This window comes from Streptomyces sp. H27-C3 (assembly GCF_030063415.1).
Taxonomy (GTDB): domain Bacteria; phylum Actinomycetota; class Actinomycetes; order Streptomycetales; family Streptomycetaceae; genus Streptomyces.
The window spans coordinates 146923-161990 of sequence record NZ_JASITA010000018.1 but is presented as its reverse complement, the minus strand read 5'-3'; the positions used below and the strand labels follow the sequence as shown (position 1 = coordinate 161990).

The 15068-nt window shown below is 68.6% G+C and carries 14 protein-coding genes and 3 pseudogenes; 8 read left to right on the top strand and 9 right to left on the bottom strand.

The features are described 5' to 3' along the window. On the bottom strand, nucleotides 1-193 hold a 193-nt coding region (locus tag QMK30_RS19990), incomplete at its 3' end, for a hypothetical protein (protein ID WP_283519646.1). Here QMK30_RS19990 and QMK30_RS19985 point away from each other — a divergent pair. Continuing rightward, nucleotides 192-1070, top strand: coding sequence for a methylenetetrahydrofolate reductase (locus tag QMK30_RS19985; protein WP_283519645.1), 879 nt, complete (start codon nucleotides 192-194; stop codon nucleotides 1068-1070). The two genes, QMK30_RS19990 and QMK30_RS19985, sit on opposite strands and share 2 nt — an antisense overlap. 543 nt (nucleotides 1071-1613) lie before the next feature. Continuing rightward, nucleotides 1614-1763, top strand: a pseudogene (locus QMK30_RS38815) (HAD domain-containing protein); the annotation flags it as partial. Nucleotides 1764-1768: 5 nt separating this feature from the next. Here the strand turns inward: QMK30_RS38815 and QMK30_RS38485 are convergent. Then, nucleotides 1769-1903: a hypothetical protein gene (locus QMK30_RS38485; protein ID WP_349362087.1), complete on the bottom strand. Its 135-nt coding sequence runs from the start codon at nucleotides 1901-1903 to the stop codon at nucleotides 1769-1771. A 92-nt stretch (nucleotides 1904-1995) separates the two neighbouring features. Between QMK30_RS38485 and QMK30_RS19970 the strand changes: the two genes are divergently transcribed. Both QMK30_RS19970 and QMK30_RS19965 read left to right on the top strand, forming a co-directional pair. Beyond that, nucleotides 1996-2568 carry a hypothetical protein gene (locus QMK30_RS19970; protein WP_283519644.1) on the top strand — a complete coding sequence of 191 codons (573 nt, stop codon included), beginning with the start codon at nucleotides 1996-1998 and terminating at the stop codon, nucleotides 2566-2568. Between the two features lie 209 nt (nucleotides 2569-2777). Further along, on the top strand, nucleotides 2778-3326 hold the full coding sequence (locus QMK30_RS19965; RefSeq protein ID WP_283519643.1) for an EF-hand domain-containing protein: 549 nt from the start codon (nucleotides 2778-2780) through the stop codon (nucleotides 3324-3326). 19 nt (nucleotides 3327-3345) lie between these two features. Here QMK30_RS19965 and QMK30_RS19960 read toward each other — a convergent pair. Further along, nucleotides 3346-3534: pseudogene (locus QMK30_RS19960) on the bottom strand (maleylpyruvate isomerase family mycothiol-dependent enzyme); the annotation flags it as partial. A 6-nt stretch (nucleotides 3535-3540) separates the two neighbouring features. Here QMK30_RS19960 and QMK30_RS19955 point away from each other — a divergent pair. The 4 genes and pseudogenes from QMK30_RS19955 to QMK30_RS19940 all read left to right on the top strand — a co-directional run bounded on the left by QMK30_RS19955 (nucleotide 3541) and on the right by QMK30_RS19940 (nucleotide 7186). Beyond that, the gene (locus QMK30_RS19955; RefSeq protein ID WP_502963172.1) at nucleotides 3541-3969 is read left to right on the top strand and encodes a LysR family transcriptional regulator substrate-binding protein; all 429 of its coding nucleotides are present in this window, start codon (nucleotides 3541-3543) and stop codon (nucleotides 3967-3969) included. A gap of 123 nt (nucleotides 3970-4092) precedes the next feature. Continuing rightward, entirely contained in the window at nucleotides 4093-5793 is a 1701-nt protein-coding gene (locus QMK30_RS19950; protein ID WP_283519642.1) for an immunity 49 family protein, read from the top strand. Between the two features lie 495 nt (nucleotides 5794-6288). After that, on the top strand, nucleotides 6289-6537 hold the full coding sequence (locus tag QMK30_RS19945; RefSeq protein WP_502963171.1) for a sensor histidine kinase: 249 nt from the start codon (nucleotides 6289-6291) through the stop codon (nucleotides 6535-6537). Beyond that, nucleotides 6534-7186, top strand: a pseudogene (locus QMK30_RS19940) (response regulator transcription factor). Before QMK30_RS19945 ends, QMK30_RS19940 begins: the two are co-directional and overlap by 4 nt. A 28-nt stretch (nucleotides 7187-7214) precedes the next feature. On the opposite strand, the gene QMK30_RS19935 reads toward QMK30_RS19940, so the two are convergent. The 6 genes from QMK30_RS19935 to QMK30_RS19910 all read right to left on the bottom strand — a co-directional run bounded on the left by QMK30_RS19935 (nucleotide 7215) and on the right by QMK30_RS19910 (nucleotide 15066). Next, nucleotides 7215-8267 (bottom strand): 2-oxoacid:ferredoxin oxidoreductase subunit beta, encoded by a 1053-nt coding sequence (locus tag QMK30_RS19935; protein ID WP_283519641.1) that lies wholly within the window; start codon nucleotides 8265-8267, stop codon nucleotides 7215-7217. After that, nucleotides 8257-10131 (bottom strand): 2-oxoacid:acceptor oxidoreductase subunit alpha, encoded by a 1875-nt coding sequence (locus QMK30_RS19930; RefSeq protein WP_283519640.1) that lies wholly within the window; start codon nucleotides 10129-10131, stop codon nucleotides 8257-8259. The genes QMK30_RS19935 and QMK30_RS19930 overlap by 11 nt, the downstream gene beginning before the upstream one ends. Before the next feature lie 208 nt (nucleotides 10132-10339). Continuing rightward, entirely contained in the window at nucleotides 10340-11623 is a 1284-nt protein-coding gene (locus tag QMK30_RS19925) for a dihydrolipoamide acetyltransferase family protein (protein WP_283519639.1), read from the bottom strand. 11 nt (nucleotides 11624-11634) lie between these two features. Then, nucleotides 11635-12615, bottom strand: a complete 981-nt coding sequence (locus tag QMK30_RS19920) for an alpha-ketoacid dehydrogenase subunit beta (RefSeq protein ID WP_283519638.1) — start codon at nucleotides 12613-12615, stop codon at nucleotides 11635-11637. A 2-nt stretch (nucleotides 12616-12617) separates the two neighbouring features. Next, a complete protein-coding gene (gene pdhA / locus QMK30_RS19915) occupies nucleotides 12618-13775 on the bottom strand; it encodes a pyruvate dehydrogenase (acetyl-transferring) E1 component subunit alpha (RefSeq protein ID WP_283519637.1) in 1158 nt (385 codons plus the stop codon). 58 nt (nucleotides 13776-13833) lie between these two features. Next, entirely contained in the window at nucleotides 13834-15066 is a 1233-nt protein-coding gene (locus tag QMK30_RS19910; RefSeq protein WP_283519636.1) for an AMP-binding protein, read from the bottom strand. Nucleotides 15067-15068 lie beyond the last annotated feature (2 nt).

Sequence of the window (15068 nt, the reverse complement as noted above, 5' to 3'; positions counted from 1 at the left end):
CCCCCCCCTGGCACTCGTAGACCATCAGTACGCCGTACCGGGCACCGAGGTACCGGTCCAGCCCGGATACAGTTCCCGCGCAGCCCTCCCGCGCACTGATCGCCGGATTAGCGTGCGAGGCCGGCGTGCGCCCCGCCTCCGCCCACGCACCACCCGCGGGCCCAGGAAGATCCACGTGAACAAGGAGCACCATGGATTGCCTCTCCACGGCCTCTGCCTCAGCCGTCGTCTCCCTGTTGGAGGACTTCTCCCTGGAGATGACGGGCAAGGACGTCCCCACGCTCGAAGAGGCCCGCGACTGCATTCCCGCCGGTACCCGCATCAACATCACCTTCCTGGGCAACGAAGACCTGGGCGTACGCCTGGCCGCGGCCCGCGCCGTCCAGCAGTTCGGGTACACCCCCGTTCCCCACATATCGGCCCGCCGCCTGCGCTCCCGCGCGGAGCTCGAACAGTTCCTCGACGCACTGCGCTCGGCGGGTACAGCAGAGAACGTCTTCGTCATCGGCGGCGATCCGCCCACGCCCCACGGCCCGTACGACGACTCCCTCGCCCTCATCGAGTCCGGGCTCCTCCAGGAATACGGCGTGCGCCACGTCGGCATCAGCGGTTATCCCGCGGGGCACCCCGCCATCGCAGGCCCGACGCTCTGGTCGGCGATCAAGGACAAGACCGCGGCCCTGGCCCGGCACGAGCTGACCGGCGACATCATCACCCAGTTCGGCTTCGACGCCACCCCGGTACTGACGTGGGTCGAAGCCGTACGCGCCCGAGGCATCGACACACCGGTACGCATCGGGGTCCCCGGCCCTGCCGGGATCAAGCGGCTGATGACCTACGCCACCCGCTTCGGTGTCGGCACCAGCACCTCCATCGCGAAGAAGTACGGATTCTCGATCACCAACCTGATGGGAACAGCCGGCCCCGACCGTTTCGTCCGCGCCCTGGCGGACGGCTACGACCCACACCGCCACGGTGTCATCAAGCTGCACTTCTACACCTTCGGCGGGATCAAGGCCTCGGCCCGGTGGGTCGCCGACTTCCGTACCCAGGAAGCGAAACTGACGTGACGCTCCTACAGAAGGCCCCCGCGCGCACCACCACCTGGCCGTGCCGCCAAGGCCCGGTCACGCCGGTGGTCCTTCTGGTCCATTGATGTCCGTGAAGTCAGGGCTCGTGAAGTCAGGGCTCGTGAAATTCGGGTGTGAGTCCGGTGGGGAGCCGTCACCGGGACTGGTGAAGTCCGGGCGGGCGTAGCCCAGGCGCGCACTGCGTTTCGTCGAAGCCGACGGAGTGCTACGACGCCGGGTTTCCGAGTCGGGGTCGGCGAGGGCCTCCCGTAAAAACGGCAGAAGTCCACGTTCCAGCAAGGCCTCCTGCCAGGCTTCCTTGGCCCGCGCGACCTCACCCGCGAGCACGTCACCTCGCTCGCCCTCGCCGCCCACACCCGTGGGGCCCGGCCCCGCCGATCCCCACGTGGGCGGTACAGGCGGGCGTGCGCGAATACCCAACAGGGCGGCCAGCGGCAGGCGAAGCTGCCACGGGCGGGCCGGATCCACTCCCGTGCTGCCGCGGCGATCGACGCCCAGGACTACCCCACAGATACGCCGACTCAGCCCTTCATCTGGGCGGACGACGAGATCACCGACACCGACCGGGCGTGGGTATCCGCCCACCATCGAGGACAGGCTCTACTTCATCGCGTCGACCCCCACGAGGGCCTCACCACCGCTGACTACGTCGCGCTCGACGAGTGGTTGCGCAGGACTCACGACGGGCCTTCGTCGCGTGGCGCGGACGTCGAAAGGCGCGGCCCCGGCGAAGCAGGCTGCGGATGAGCGGCGTTGGCGATGGTGGTCCCGTCCGACACCTGGGCGTGCACGGCGTACAAGTAGGTCGCCATCTGGTCAGCACCCTGGCGTGCAGCGGCGCGCAGGCCTGGGGGCATGATGGCGCTCGGTGCCGCGGCCTCGCGGCCGATCGCAGGGGGAATGCGTGGGGATCAGCAAGGAGCCGTCCGAACGCGCCGAGACGACGCTGCATGAAGACGTGAACCCTCGCAACGTGCGCCCGCCGCAGCGCTTCAGCCGCAGGACCATCGCCACTGCGCTCGGGGTGGCCGGTCTGCTGCTCGTGCCGGCGGTACTGGTCGGCGGGCCGGCTGCTCTCCTGATGATGGGACGCACACTGAGCCCGCCCCCGGTGCCGCAGGGTGCCGCCCTCGTCCTGCAGGCCGAAGCGGTCGTAGGCACCTGGCAGGACGACCGGGGCGGGCAACTACTGGTGCGTCCCGACGGCTCGTTCACCTCGGTCGGGGCGTGCGGCGATTTCGTGGACGAGGACCTGAACAGCGTGTTCACCCCGGACTCCGGTTCCGGCACCTGGAGCAGCTCGTCCTCGGCCGACGGGAACGACGACCCCCGTGTGACAGCGGTCCACATCGCCTTTGCGCCGAGCGCCGTCTGGACCGAGTACGAAGCCCGGGGAACCACCCGGCGGCCCGTGCTGTGGACCTACATCGGCGACCCTGACAATGGGGAGCTGTGCGTCCTGGAGAAGCAGCCCTGACCGGACGCCGCGGCTCCCTGGCCCAACGCCGGTTCGCGCCCGCCGGAACGCCCGGCCAGGGCGGCTCCACGGGTGATCGTTCAGCGAGGGATGAACCTCTGAAGGCGTTTGAACGTCTGGTACGACGAGTCCTCGTTCGCGGCGCGGACCGCAAGCGGCAGGCATGGATGACACTCGTCAATGAGGTCTAGCGAGAGGGCACGGAACACATGGTGACGTCCGATCCGATCACCCGTCGGCTGCAGCGGCTCTTCACGGCCCTTGACACCGCGGGCAGGGGCTTTGTGACCTGGGACAACTACCAGCACATCGTGGACAGGTACACGACCGGCTACGCGTTGGCGACCAGTGATGCCAGGATCGAGCACCTGCAGAGGGCGTACTGGGCACAGTGGCTGGGACTCCTGTCGCAGGCGACCCCCGGGCAGGACCGGCTGTCCCAGGGCGAGTTCGTCGCCGCACATCGCGCGGTGGGTTACGGCACGCATGCGGCGCCGTTGCTGGAGGACCTCGCGCAGGCCGTTTTCAATGTGCTGGACGTCGATGCCGACAAACGCATCAACAGAGATGAGTTCGCCAGATATCTCGATTTCTGCCAGATCTCCAGCTCTGACGCCGCGATCATCTTCCGCCAACTGGACCTGGACCGCGACGCTTTCATCTCCCAGCGGGAGGTTGCCAGGGCGATCCGCGCCTTCCACCTGTACAACGACGACCTCAACACGCCGGGGGGTATTTTCCTCGGCCTCTACCACTGAGGCCTCTACCACTAGGCCTTTACACGACAATGAAGCGGTCGCGCAGCTCGCCACGGAGGTGGTCCGGAGGCAGCCGTCGGCCGTATGCGAGCAGGAGAAGATCCTGGGCGGCGCCGTGCAGAGGCGTTCCGGTACCGAAGGACCATTCGAGGTCGTCGGCGCGCAGTTCGATGCCTTTGAGGTCGGCTCCGAAGAACTTGAGGGTCCTGGCGTCGTGATCGACGAACCCCTGGTCGCTGCCGTCTCCCCGGGCGACCCGGCCGTGACGTACCTGGGCCGCACGAGCATTCCGCTGGCTGGGCTGCGCGATCGCCCGCTGATCAGCCTGCCCCGTGGCACAGGATTGCGTGGGGTACTCGACCGCGCGTGCGCGCAGGCGGGGTTTCAGCCCCGCATCGCCTTCGAGGCGGCGGCGCCACCGTTCCTCGCGCAGCTCGCCGCCCGCGGTCTCGGCGTGGCGGTGATTCCGGCACTCACCGCCGACGAGGCGGCAGGCTTCGGGGTGCGGACGCTGGAGATAACCGAGCCGAAGCTGCGCGGCCGGGTCGCTCTGACCTGGCGGACGGACGGTCCCTCCACACCCGCAGCCACAGTTTTCCTGGACCTGCTGCGCACACGTCTCACCGTGCCAGGGGCGGGCTGACGGTTGGGCCCACCAGCGCGACAAGTGCGCCCCACCGAACAACCTTTGCCCAAGTCAGGCTGCAGCCTTGTCAGTGGACACCCCGACGTCGACGCGTGTCACATAACTCATAGGGTCACAGGGGTGAACCATTACGACGCCGTTTCCGCGCCAGACGCCCCCGATACCGCCCTGCCGATGCTGAATGGCGCGCAGGCCGCATACCTCCGGGCACTCGCCGCCCCCTACGTTCAGGCCGATCACCAGTACTCCTTGCACAACCTCGCCCACTATTGCCGCCGCGCACCGCAGGAACGCTGGCCCGAGCTGGTCGCGGCACACTTCACCCAGCTACGGGGAGCGAGCCAAGGCGGCGAGAGCGCCGAGGAGTTGCTGCGCGGCGCGCATGCGCGACTGGTACCCGTCGACTCGTTGCCCCCGGAAGTCGCCGGCTCGCTGAGCTACGCGCGCGTGGTGGCCGAGGGGCTGGTCTTCACCTACGCCCTCGACAGTCCCACCAGCGTGCGGATCCTCACCGACGTCGATGTGGAGCGCGCCGGGCTGGAGGCACTGGGTGCGGCAGCGTACGCGAACCTGATGCGGGTGCCCTTCGAGTACGACGAAATAGCAATCGAGGGGCGGGCGTTGCTGCACTCGGTGCACGGCGAATCCCCGTTCGTGGCGGGCAGGGCGCTCTTTCTGTCCGCTCTGGCCCGGGAGGTCACCGGCGAGTCGTTGCCGGACGCCGGAGCGCTCGTCGTCATGCCGACCCGGCACCTGCTGGCGTTCCATCCCATTGTCGACGGCTCGGTTGTCGACGCCGTCAACGACCTTGCCGCGTACGCCCTGGGCGCGCACGAGGACGGCCCTGGCGCGCTGTCGCCGCGGGTCTACTGGTGGCAGGGCGGTGGTCTGACGTCACTCACGGACATCGACCACGACACCCTCACCTTCTCACTTCGTCCGCCGCCGCAACTGCTGGCGCTGATGAAGGGCCTGGTCCGTCTCGACGGCGCTGGACGGCTCGCCACTCGCGCCGCTGCCAAGGCGCCCGACATGGCCGGACTCACCGCCACCACCACCCAGGGGATAGCCCGCCTCACCGAAAGCCCGTCCGGGCTCGCCGACACCTTCTCCTCGGCTCTCACACTCGGCCTCGCCCGCTGCGCCGCCGACCCCCAGGGAGCGCACATCGACACCTGGGATGCCTGGGCCGTCGCCGTACAGCTCGGTTCCGCGCTGTTCACCGGCGCACAGCCGCAGCAGTGCAGCCTGGGCGAGGACTTCCTACGGCAACTGCCCGCCCTCGCCGCCGAGCCGCCTGCGGACGCCCACGCATGGCTCGATGCCCTCTATCTCGCGGTCGTGTGCCGCCAGCGGGACCGGATCAGCCGGCTGTGCCAGGTGCCGCTGCAGACGCTGCGGCAGGACGACTCCGTCGACGAGTACGTGCTGCACTGGATCGACACGCTGCAGACCTACTTCTCCGAGAGCCCCGTGGACGATGTCGTGGCGAAGCTGCTCACCACCATGCAGGCATCCATGCCGGAGAACCTGACCCGGGCGCCGAAGGACTTCGTGAACTGCGTCGACTACCAGCCGGTGGCCCTCTTCCATCGCCTGATCGCACGCGACCCCGACGCCTTCGCCGAGACACTCGCCGAGGCCCTCGCGGACCACGGCCGATACTGGGGCGACTCGGCAGCACCGCGCGCCCAGGTGGCCCTTGGACCGCTGGCTGTCGCGAGCCTTGCGCACGACCAGGGGTTTCCCGTCGTCTCGAAGCAGCCGTACCTGCCCCTGTATCTGCTCAACCGTGAACGAATCGAGACGATCCCCGGCTGAGACCCGCGGTGGCGCCACCACGGAGGGGCTGGATCGCGTACGAGTCGAACACCGCCGGGCGCCGCGGTGAACGATCCCGCAGGATCCGGCCCAGCCCTTCCTGGAGGGGGCGACGTCCCGTAACCACTCGGCAGTGTGGTGGGCCAGAAACCTGCCGGACAGTTGGCGGTACTTTGCCGACAACCGGCCGCAGGAGCGACTTGGCGTGCCGCAGGAGGTCGCCTCGCGCTTCCAGGCGGGCGACCGTGTCGAGCTGACCTTCTGGCGCGGCGGAGTGGCGGAGGTGAGGGGCGAGGGGGACGTGTGGCGCGCTTACATGACCATCCCCGGGAGCGTGGCCGTCACCACAGCCCTGTGCGTCCTCGCCGCGGGTTATCCGGGAGCCCTGATGCTGCTGCGCCTGCGCTGGCGTCGGCTGGCCGACGACGAGGTCCTGCCGTCGGCCCTTCCGTTCACGGGCGCGCGTACCGCATCGTCCAGGAGGCGATCACCAACGTGGTCCGCCACTCGGGCGCCCACTCCTGCCGGGTCAGCATCGACCGCCGACAGGGCGACCTCTCGCTCGAAATCACCGACGAGGGCCGCGGTCTCTCCGGCCTGCCCGATGCGGCCGGCTACGGACTGACCGGCATGCGGGAGCGAGCAGCGCTGCTGCACGGCGAGTTCACCGCCGGACCGCGCCCCCAGGGAGGCGGCTTCCGCGTGGCGGCGCGCCTCCCCATACCCGCGGCGGCGGTCGAATGATCCGGGTGCTGCTCACCGAGGACCAGCCCTTGATCCGGCACGGGCTCCGGGTGCTGATCGCCGACCATCCCCGGCTGGAGGTGGCGGGCGAGGCGACGAACGGCGAGGAGGCGGTGCAGCGCGCGGAGCAGCTGGCGCCCGATGTGGTGGTGATGGATATCCGGATGCCGGGCATGGACGGTATCGAAGCCACCCGGCACATCGCCGCGAGCTCGGAGACACCGCCGAAGATCCTGATCCTCACCACGTTCGACGACGACGAGTACGTCTACGGGGCGCTGCGCGCGGGGGCGAGCGGCTTCCTCGTCAAGGACATGGACATGGATCAGATCCTCACCGCGATCGAGGTCGTCGCGGCGACGCCCTCATCGCGCCGAGCGTGACACGCCGCCTGATCGCGGAGTTCGCAGCCCGGCCCGCCGACACTCCGCCACCCCCGCGCCCCGTGGAGGGGATCACCGCCCGGGAATGGGAGGTGCTCGCGCTGGTGGGCCGCGGGCTGTCCAATGCGGAGATCGCCGCGCAGCTGCACATCAGCATGGCCACCGCGAAGGCGCACCTGGGCAGACTGCTGACCAAACTGGATGCGCGCGACCGGGTGCAACTGGTCATCCTGGCCTACGAATTGAGGCTGGTGACACCACCGTAGAGGTAGGGGCACCTGCCGAGCCGCGCGGTCAGCCGACTACGGTCCAGGTGTCGTTGCCGGCGAGCAGTGTGCCGAGGTCGCCTTTGCCGAGTTGTTCGACGGCGGTTTCGAGTTGGTCGGCCATGAGGGTGTCGTAGACGGGTCGGTGGATGCTGCGGAGTACCCCGATGGGGGTGTGGTGCAGCGTGTCGGGGTCGGCGAGGCGGGAGAGCGCGAAGGCGGTGGTGGGGCTGGTCGCGTGCGCGTCATGGATCAGGATCTGGGCTTCGTTGTCGGGGGTGACGGCGATGACCTTCAGGTCGCCGGTGGCCGGATCGCGCACGACGCCCTTGGCGCGGCCGGCGCCGAAGCGGATCTGTTCGCCGTGTTCCAGGCGGATGACGGCTTCTTCGGCCTGTTGTTTGTCTTTGAGAGCTTCGAAGGCGCCGTCGTTGAAGATGTTGCAGTTCTGGTAGATCTCGACCAGGGCGGTGCCGGGGTGGTCGGCGGCCTGGCGCAGGACGCTGGTGAGGTGTTTGCGGTCGGAGTCGACGGTGCGGGCCACGAAGCTCGCTTCGGCGCCGATCGCCAGGGATACGGGGTTGAAGGGTGCGTCGAGGGAGCCCATCGGGGTGGACTTGGTGATTTTGCCGACTTCGGAGGTGGGTGAGTACTGGCCCTTGGTCAGCCCGTAGATCCGGTTGTTGAACAGCAGGATCTTGAGGTTGACGTTGCGGCGCAGGGCGTGGATGAGGTGGTTGCCGCCGATGGACAGCGCGTCGCCGTCGCCGGTGACGACCCAGACGCTCAAGTCCCGGCGGGAGGAGGCCAGTCCGGTGGCGATGGCGGGGGCGCGGCCGTGGATGGAGTGCATCCCGTAGGTGTTCATGTAGTACGGGAAGCGCGATGAGCAGCCGATGCCGGAGACGAAGACGATGTTCTCTTTGGCCAGGCCGAGTTCGGGCATGAACCCTTGCACGGCGGCCAGGACCGCGTAGTCACCGCAGCCGGGGCACCAGCGCACTTCCTGATCGGACTTGAAGTCCTTCGCACTCAGGTGGAGTTCGCTTTTGGGGACAAGGGAGAGCATTTCAGTGCTCATGGGTGGCCTCCTGAAGGACGTCGGCCAGCTGCTCGGCCTTGAACGGCATCCCGTTGACCTGGGTGAAGGACTGCACATCGACCAGGTATTTGGCCCGGATGAGGGTGGCGAGCTGGCCCAGGTTCATCTCGGGGATCACCACCCGGTCGTACGAGGCCAGGACGGTACCGAGGTTGGCCGGGAACGGGTTGATATGGCGCAAGTGGGCCTGGGCGATGGGAATGTGGGCGGCGCGCAGCCGACGCACAGCGGCGGTGATCGGCCCATAGGTCGAGCCCCAGCCGAGGACCAGGGTGGTGGCGCCGGCGGGGTGGTCGACGTCGAGGTCGGGGACGGTGATGCCGTCGATTTTGGCTTGGCGGGTGCGGACCATGAAGTCGTGGTTGGCCGGGTCGTAGGAGATGTTCCCGGTGCCGTCCTGCTTCTCGATCCCCCCGATCCGGTGCTCAAGGCCGGGGGTGCCGGGCACCGCCCAGGGGCGGGCGAGGGTGTGCGGGTCGCGCTTGTAGGGCCAGAACACCTTGGTCCCGTCGGCCAGGGTGTGGTTGGGTCCCGTCGCGAACTGCACCCGTAGATCCGGTAGTTGATTCACCTCGGGTATGCGCCACGGCTCGGAGCCGTTGGCCAGATAGCCGTCGGAGAGCAGGAGCACCGGGGTGCGGTAGGTGACCGCGATCCGGGCCGCGTCGATGGCGGCGTCGAAGCAGTCCGCCGGGGTCTGCGGGGCGACGATCGGCACCGGCGCCTCGCCGTTCCTGCCGTACATGGCCTGCAACAAATCCGCCTGCTCGGTCTTGGTCGGCAGCCCGGTCGAGGGCCCGCCACGCTGGATCGCCACCACCAGCAGCGGCAACTCCAGCGACACCGCCAGCCCGATGGTTTCCGACTTCAAGGCCACGCCCGGTCCGGAGGTGGTGGTGACGGCCAGTTGCCCGCCGAACGCGGCGCCGAGTGCCGCCCCGATCGCCGCGATCTCGTCCTCGGCCTGGAAGGTGCGGACCCCGAAATTCTTGTGCTTCGACAGTTCGTGCAGGATGTCGGAGGCCGGAGTGATCGGATACGAACCCAGATACAGCGGCAGGTCGGCCTGCTGCCCGGCCGCGATCAGCCCATACGACAGGGCCAGATTCCCGGAAATATTGCGGTAGGTTCCCGCCCTGAACGCTGCCGTGGCGGGGGCGACTTCGTAGGAGACGGCGAAATCCTCGGTGGTCTCCCCGAAGTTCCACCCGGCCCTGAACGCCGCCACATTCGCCTCGGCGATCTGTGGCTTCTTCGCGAACTTCGCCCGCAAAAACTTCTCCGTGCCCTCCGTCGGGCGGTGATACATCCACGACAGCAACCCCAGCGCGAACATGTTCTTGCTGCGCTCGGCCTCCTTGCGCGAAAGCCCGAACTCCTTGAGCGCCTCGATCGTCAGGGTCGTCAGCGGCACCGGATGGACGCTGTAGGCCTCCAGGGACCCGTCCTCCAAAGGTGAGGTGTCGTAGCCGACCTTGGCCATCGGGCGCTTGGTGAACTCATCGGTGTTCACAATGATCTCCGCGCCCCGCGGCACATCCCCGATGTTCGCCTTCAAAGCGGCCGGGTTCATCGCCACCAGCACATCCGGCGCGTCGCCGGGGGTCAGGATGTCGTGGTCGGCGAAGTGCAGCTGAAAACTCGACACCCCCGGCAGCGTCCCGGCCGGCGCCCTGATCTCGGCCGGGAAGTTCGGCAGCGTCGACAGATCATTCCCGAACGACGCCGTCTCCGACGTGAACCGATCCCCCGTCAGCTGCATCCCGTCACCCGAATCACCCGCAAAACGAATGATCACCCGATTGACGATTTTCACCGTCTTCGCCGAGGCGTCGACCGACACAGAGGGCTCCTTGTTCAAGGTCGCAGGGGCACATTCAAGGTCATGGAAAGGCAGAAAAACGGGTCGGCCCCCGACCGGGGGTGTCTGGAGGGCCGACCCTGTAACGGGGTGGGGGTGAAACACAGTCTGCGGAGGCCGCCTGTAAGTGGTCTGCATTTCTCCTGGACAGTCCGTGCCGCCGGCCGCTCACTGCCTGTCTCCACTGGCTTCAGCCCCAGGTGATCAGTCGCTTGGGTCGCTCCAGAATCGCCGCGACATCCGAGAGAACCTTGGAGCCCAACTCCCCGTCGACCACCCGGTGATCGAAGGAGAGTGCAAGCGTCACCACCTGGCGGGACCGGATCCGCCCCTTGTGCACCCACGGTCGCGGCCTGATCGCACCGATGGCGAGGATCGCGGATTCGCCGGGGTTGAGTATCGGTGTGCCGGTGTCGATTCCGAAGACGCCGATATTGGTGAGGGTGACCGAGCCACCTTGCAGCACGCCCGGGGGTGTCTTTCCCAGCCGTGCGGTGGACACCAACTCGATCAAGGCGTCGGCAAGTTGTGGGAGTGTCAGTGCATCGGCGTCCTTGATGTTCGGCACAAGCAGCCCACGGGGCGTGGCGGCTGCGACGCCGAGGTGGACGTAGTGCTTCTGCACGATCTGTTGCGCGGCCTCGTCCCAGGACGCGTTGACCTCGGGGTTTCGTCTGATCGCCGTGAGCAGCGCCTTGGCGACGAGGAGCAGCGGGGTGATGCGCCGCCCGGTCAGCTCTGGGTCCTGTTTGAGGTCCTGTACCAGTTTCATGGTGCGTGTCACGTCCACCGTCACGAACTCCGTGACGTGCGGCGCGGTGAACGCGGAGGCGGTCACCGCCGCGGCGGTGGCCTTACGTACCCCCTTGACCGGGATCCGGGTCTCACGCGGCCCGGGCACAGGCCCCATCACCGGTTCCGGCACCGGGGCGTCCACCCGTACCGGCGCCGGAACCGGCACTACCGCCGCGTGCACATCGTCGCGGGTAACGGTGCCGCCCGGCCCTGAAGGCAGCACGGCCGCCAGATCCACGCCGAGGTCCTTGGCCAGCTTGCGCACCGGTGGCTTCGCCAGTGCGCGGCCGGGGACGAGGGAGGCAACGTCCACGGTGACCGGCTTGCGCGGCCGGCGTTTCGTGGTGCCTTGCGCGACCCCGTACCCGACCAGGACCGGTTCACGGTTCAGCGCGCCCGATGCGGGCGACGCGGCAGCCGGGGCATCTGCGGCAACCGAGATGATGACCTGGCCCACATTGGCCATCTGCCCCTCGGCGAAACGCAGTTCCTGCACGACGCCTTCGAACGGGCACGGTAGCTCCACCACCGCCTTGGCCGTTTCGATCTCGCAGATGATCTGGCCGTCGGCCACCGTGTCGCCCTGCCGGACGTGCCACTTGAGGATCTCCGCCTCGGTCAGGCCCTCGCCCACATCGGGCATCCTGAACTCGTGCAGGCGGCTGGGTGTGTCAGTCATCGGGTGGTTCCTCAATATCCCATCGAGCGGTCAACGGCATCCAGCACCCGGTCCAAGCTTGGCAGGTATTCCTCCTCCAGTCGGGCTGCCGGGTACGGTGCGTGGAAGCCACCGACGCGCAGGACGGGTGCTTCGAGGTGGTAGAAACACCGTGTGGTGATCCGGGCGGCGATCTCCGCGCCCGCGCCGAAGAACACCGGGGCCTCGTGCACCACCACCAGACGGCGGGTTCTTTCCACCGACCGCTGCACCGCGTCGAAGTCCACCGGTGAGACCGACCGCAGGTCGATCACTTCCAGGGAGGTGCCGTCCTCGGCCGCCGCGGCCGCTGCCTCAAGGCAGAGCTTCACCATGGGCCCGTACGCCACGAGCGTGACATCCGTCCCGGCGCGTACGGTCCTGGCCTGGTGCAATGGGGCGGCCGGCGCCGTGCGGTCGACCTCGGACTGGTCCCAGTAGCGGCGCTTCGGCTCGAAGAAGATCACCGGATCGTTGCTCTTGATGGCCTGCTGCAGCATCCAGTAGGCGTCCGAGGCATTCGAAGGCGAGACCACTTTCAGCCCGGCCACGTGCGCGAACAGCGCCTCCGGGGAGTCGCTGTGGTGCTCAACGGCACCGATGCCCCCGCCGTACGGGATCCGGATCACCACCGGCATCGGCAGGAGGCCCCCGGAGCGTGCGTGCAGCTTCGCGAGCTGGGTCACGATCTGGTCGTACGCCGGGAAGACGAACCCGTCGAATTGGATTTCCACCACGGGGCGGTAGCCACTCAGCGCGAGGCCGATCGCCGTACCCACGATGCCCGACTCGGCCAGCGGCGAGTCCATGACCCGCTCTTCGCTGAAGTCTTTCTGCAGGCCGTCGGTGACCCGGAACACACCGCCGAGCCTGCCTACGTCCTCACCCATCACCAGCACCTGGGGGTCGTCCTCCAGGGCCTTGCGCAAGGACTCGTTGAGCGCCCTCGCGAGCGTCATTTTCTCTGCAGGCATGGTTACTTGGCCCCGTCGTCGGCGAAGGACTGCTGGTAGGCGGCGAATTGCGCGCGCTCCTCGTCCACGAGCGGGTGTCCGCCGGCGTACACGTGGCTGAAGACCTCCATCCGGTCGGGATTCGGCATGGTGCGTACCTCGCGTCGGATGCGATGGGTGAGCTCCGTGGCCTCGCGCTCGACGCCGTCGAAGAATTCCTGCGTGGCATGGTTCTCGCTGATCAGATGGGTCCGGATCCGATCGATCGGATCCTTGGCGCGCCACTCGTCCACTTCGGCGGCGCGCCGGTAGCGGGTCGGGTCGTCCGAGGTGGTGTGGGCGCCCATGCGGTAGGTCGACGCCTCGATGAAGAAGGGCCCGTTGCCGGTCCGTACGTGCTCCAGCGCTGCCTGGGTCACCGCGTGTACGGCGAGCACGTCGTTCCCGTCGACCTGGACGCCGGGGAATCCGAAGCCGTGGGCGCGCCGGTACAGCGGTCCGCGCAGCTGGCGCTCGACGGGCTCGGAGATGGCCCATTGGTTGTTCTGGCAGAAGAAGACGACCGGTGCGTCGTAGACAGCGGCGAAGGTGAAGGCTTCGGACACATCGCCCTCGCTGGTGGCGCCGTCGCCGAAGTAGGCGATGACGGCCGCGTCGGAGCCCTTCTTGGCCAGGCCCATCGCGTAGCCGGTGGCGTGCAGGGCGTGTGAGCCGACGACCAGGGTGTAGAGGTGGAAGTTCTTCTCCCGTGGGTCCCAGCCGCCGTTCGTGACCCCGCGGTAGATCCTGACGACGTCCACGGGGTCGACCCCGCGGCACCAGGCGACACCGTGCTCGCGATAGCTGGGGAAGGCGTAGTCGTCGGCGCGCAGGGCGTGGGCCGAGCCGATCTGTGCTGCTTCCTGACCTGTCAGCGGAGGCCACAGGCCCAGTTCGCCCTGGCGCTGGAGTGCGGTTGCCTCGGTGTCGATACTGCGGGCCATCACCATGTCCCGGTAGAAAGCACGTAGTTGGACGGGATCATAGCCAGGCGTGTCGTCCGGATGGTGTACGAGGGTGCCTGCGGGCGTCAAGAGCTGGATCGGTGCGGGCTCCTCGGTGTGGGTGGTGAAGGCATGGGTGGTGAAGGCACTCAGTGCGTCGGAGAAGTTCGCCGCGTGGGACGTCCTGGGCACAGTCATGAGGCTTCCATTTCGGCTTCGGCGTAGTGGGCAGGGCTGTCGTGCCGGGTCGGACCGTTCACACAGCGCCGCCGGGCGGGCGCTGCCGCCCCGTGAGGTCGAGGGTGTTTTCGGGCGTCCAGTGCCCGTACCAGCCGGAGCGGTGGACGTCCTCGGAGAGCCGTGAGGGCCCGATGGCGACGAGTTCGCCATGTCTGTGCCGTGGCAGGGTCTCCCCCGCCGGCCCGAGCACGCGGAGCAGGACGGGTGGCACCGGGCCTCCCACGTCGAGGGTGCTCGGGCGATTCGCGTCCCCTGCGAGGAGTTCCTGCGCCGTCCAGGGCACGGATCCGTCCGCCGGGGCGAACTCCGCCCAGAGCCGGGTGCCGGGGCGGGCGCGGAAGTGGCGGGCGATGATGTCCCGCGAGCAGGGGCCTCCGATGAGCACCACGGCCGCCGGGTTCACGGCGGATCCCTGCGGCGGCAGGTCGGTCGGCTCGGTCGCGAGGTGGTGGGCGTAGTCGGCCGGAGTGAGTACGGCGGCGCTGTCAGGCCCCCCGGTCAGGGGCCACTGCCCGTCGCTCTGCCAGGGGGCGGTGTGGAGTGTGCCGGCCCGGGAGAAGGCCCACCACATGGCGGCCAGCGCGGCCGGGGACATGGGAGGTTCGTCGATGGTCACGGTCTGTGGCTCGCTGCCGATGCGGCGGGAGCGGTCGGCGGCCGACCTGAGCCAGGAGCGGTGGTCGATGAGCCGGCCGTGGGCGGTCGGGCTCGTGTCACCGCCCAGCAGGAGGTACGCGGCTGCCTCGGGGGCGGACCTCGGCAGGGTCGGTTCCGGTGCGGCCGAGGCGATCCTGCGCCAGGTGGCCGGGTCGTCCAGCGCCAAGGAGGGGATGGAGCCCACGTCCTTGTCGTAGGTGGAGCGGCTGCACAGGACTGCGCGCGCCGAGATCTGCCGGGCGGCGGCGGGCAGACCGCCCTCGTAGGGCGCGCGGGGGGTGGGCACGCATACGCCACCCGCCTTCAGGACGGCCAGCTGCGCCACCAGGGCGTGGCGGTGGTTCTCGCAGTGCACGAACAGCGGGTCGCCGAGCTGGACCCCGCCCTGGACCAGGGCCGCGGCGAGCTGGGTGGCCTGGCGGTCGGTCTGGCCGTACGTCAGTTGGCTCCAGCCGTCCTGGACCGCGATCCGCGTCGGGTGGTGCTGCGCAATCGTCGCGAAGACCTGGTCGAGGGTGAGTCCGGTGGCTTCGGGCTGCCTTGCCGAGAGTTGCGTGGGACGGCGAAGGGCCGTCGCCTGGTCGGTGATCACTG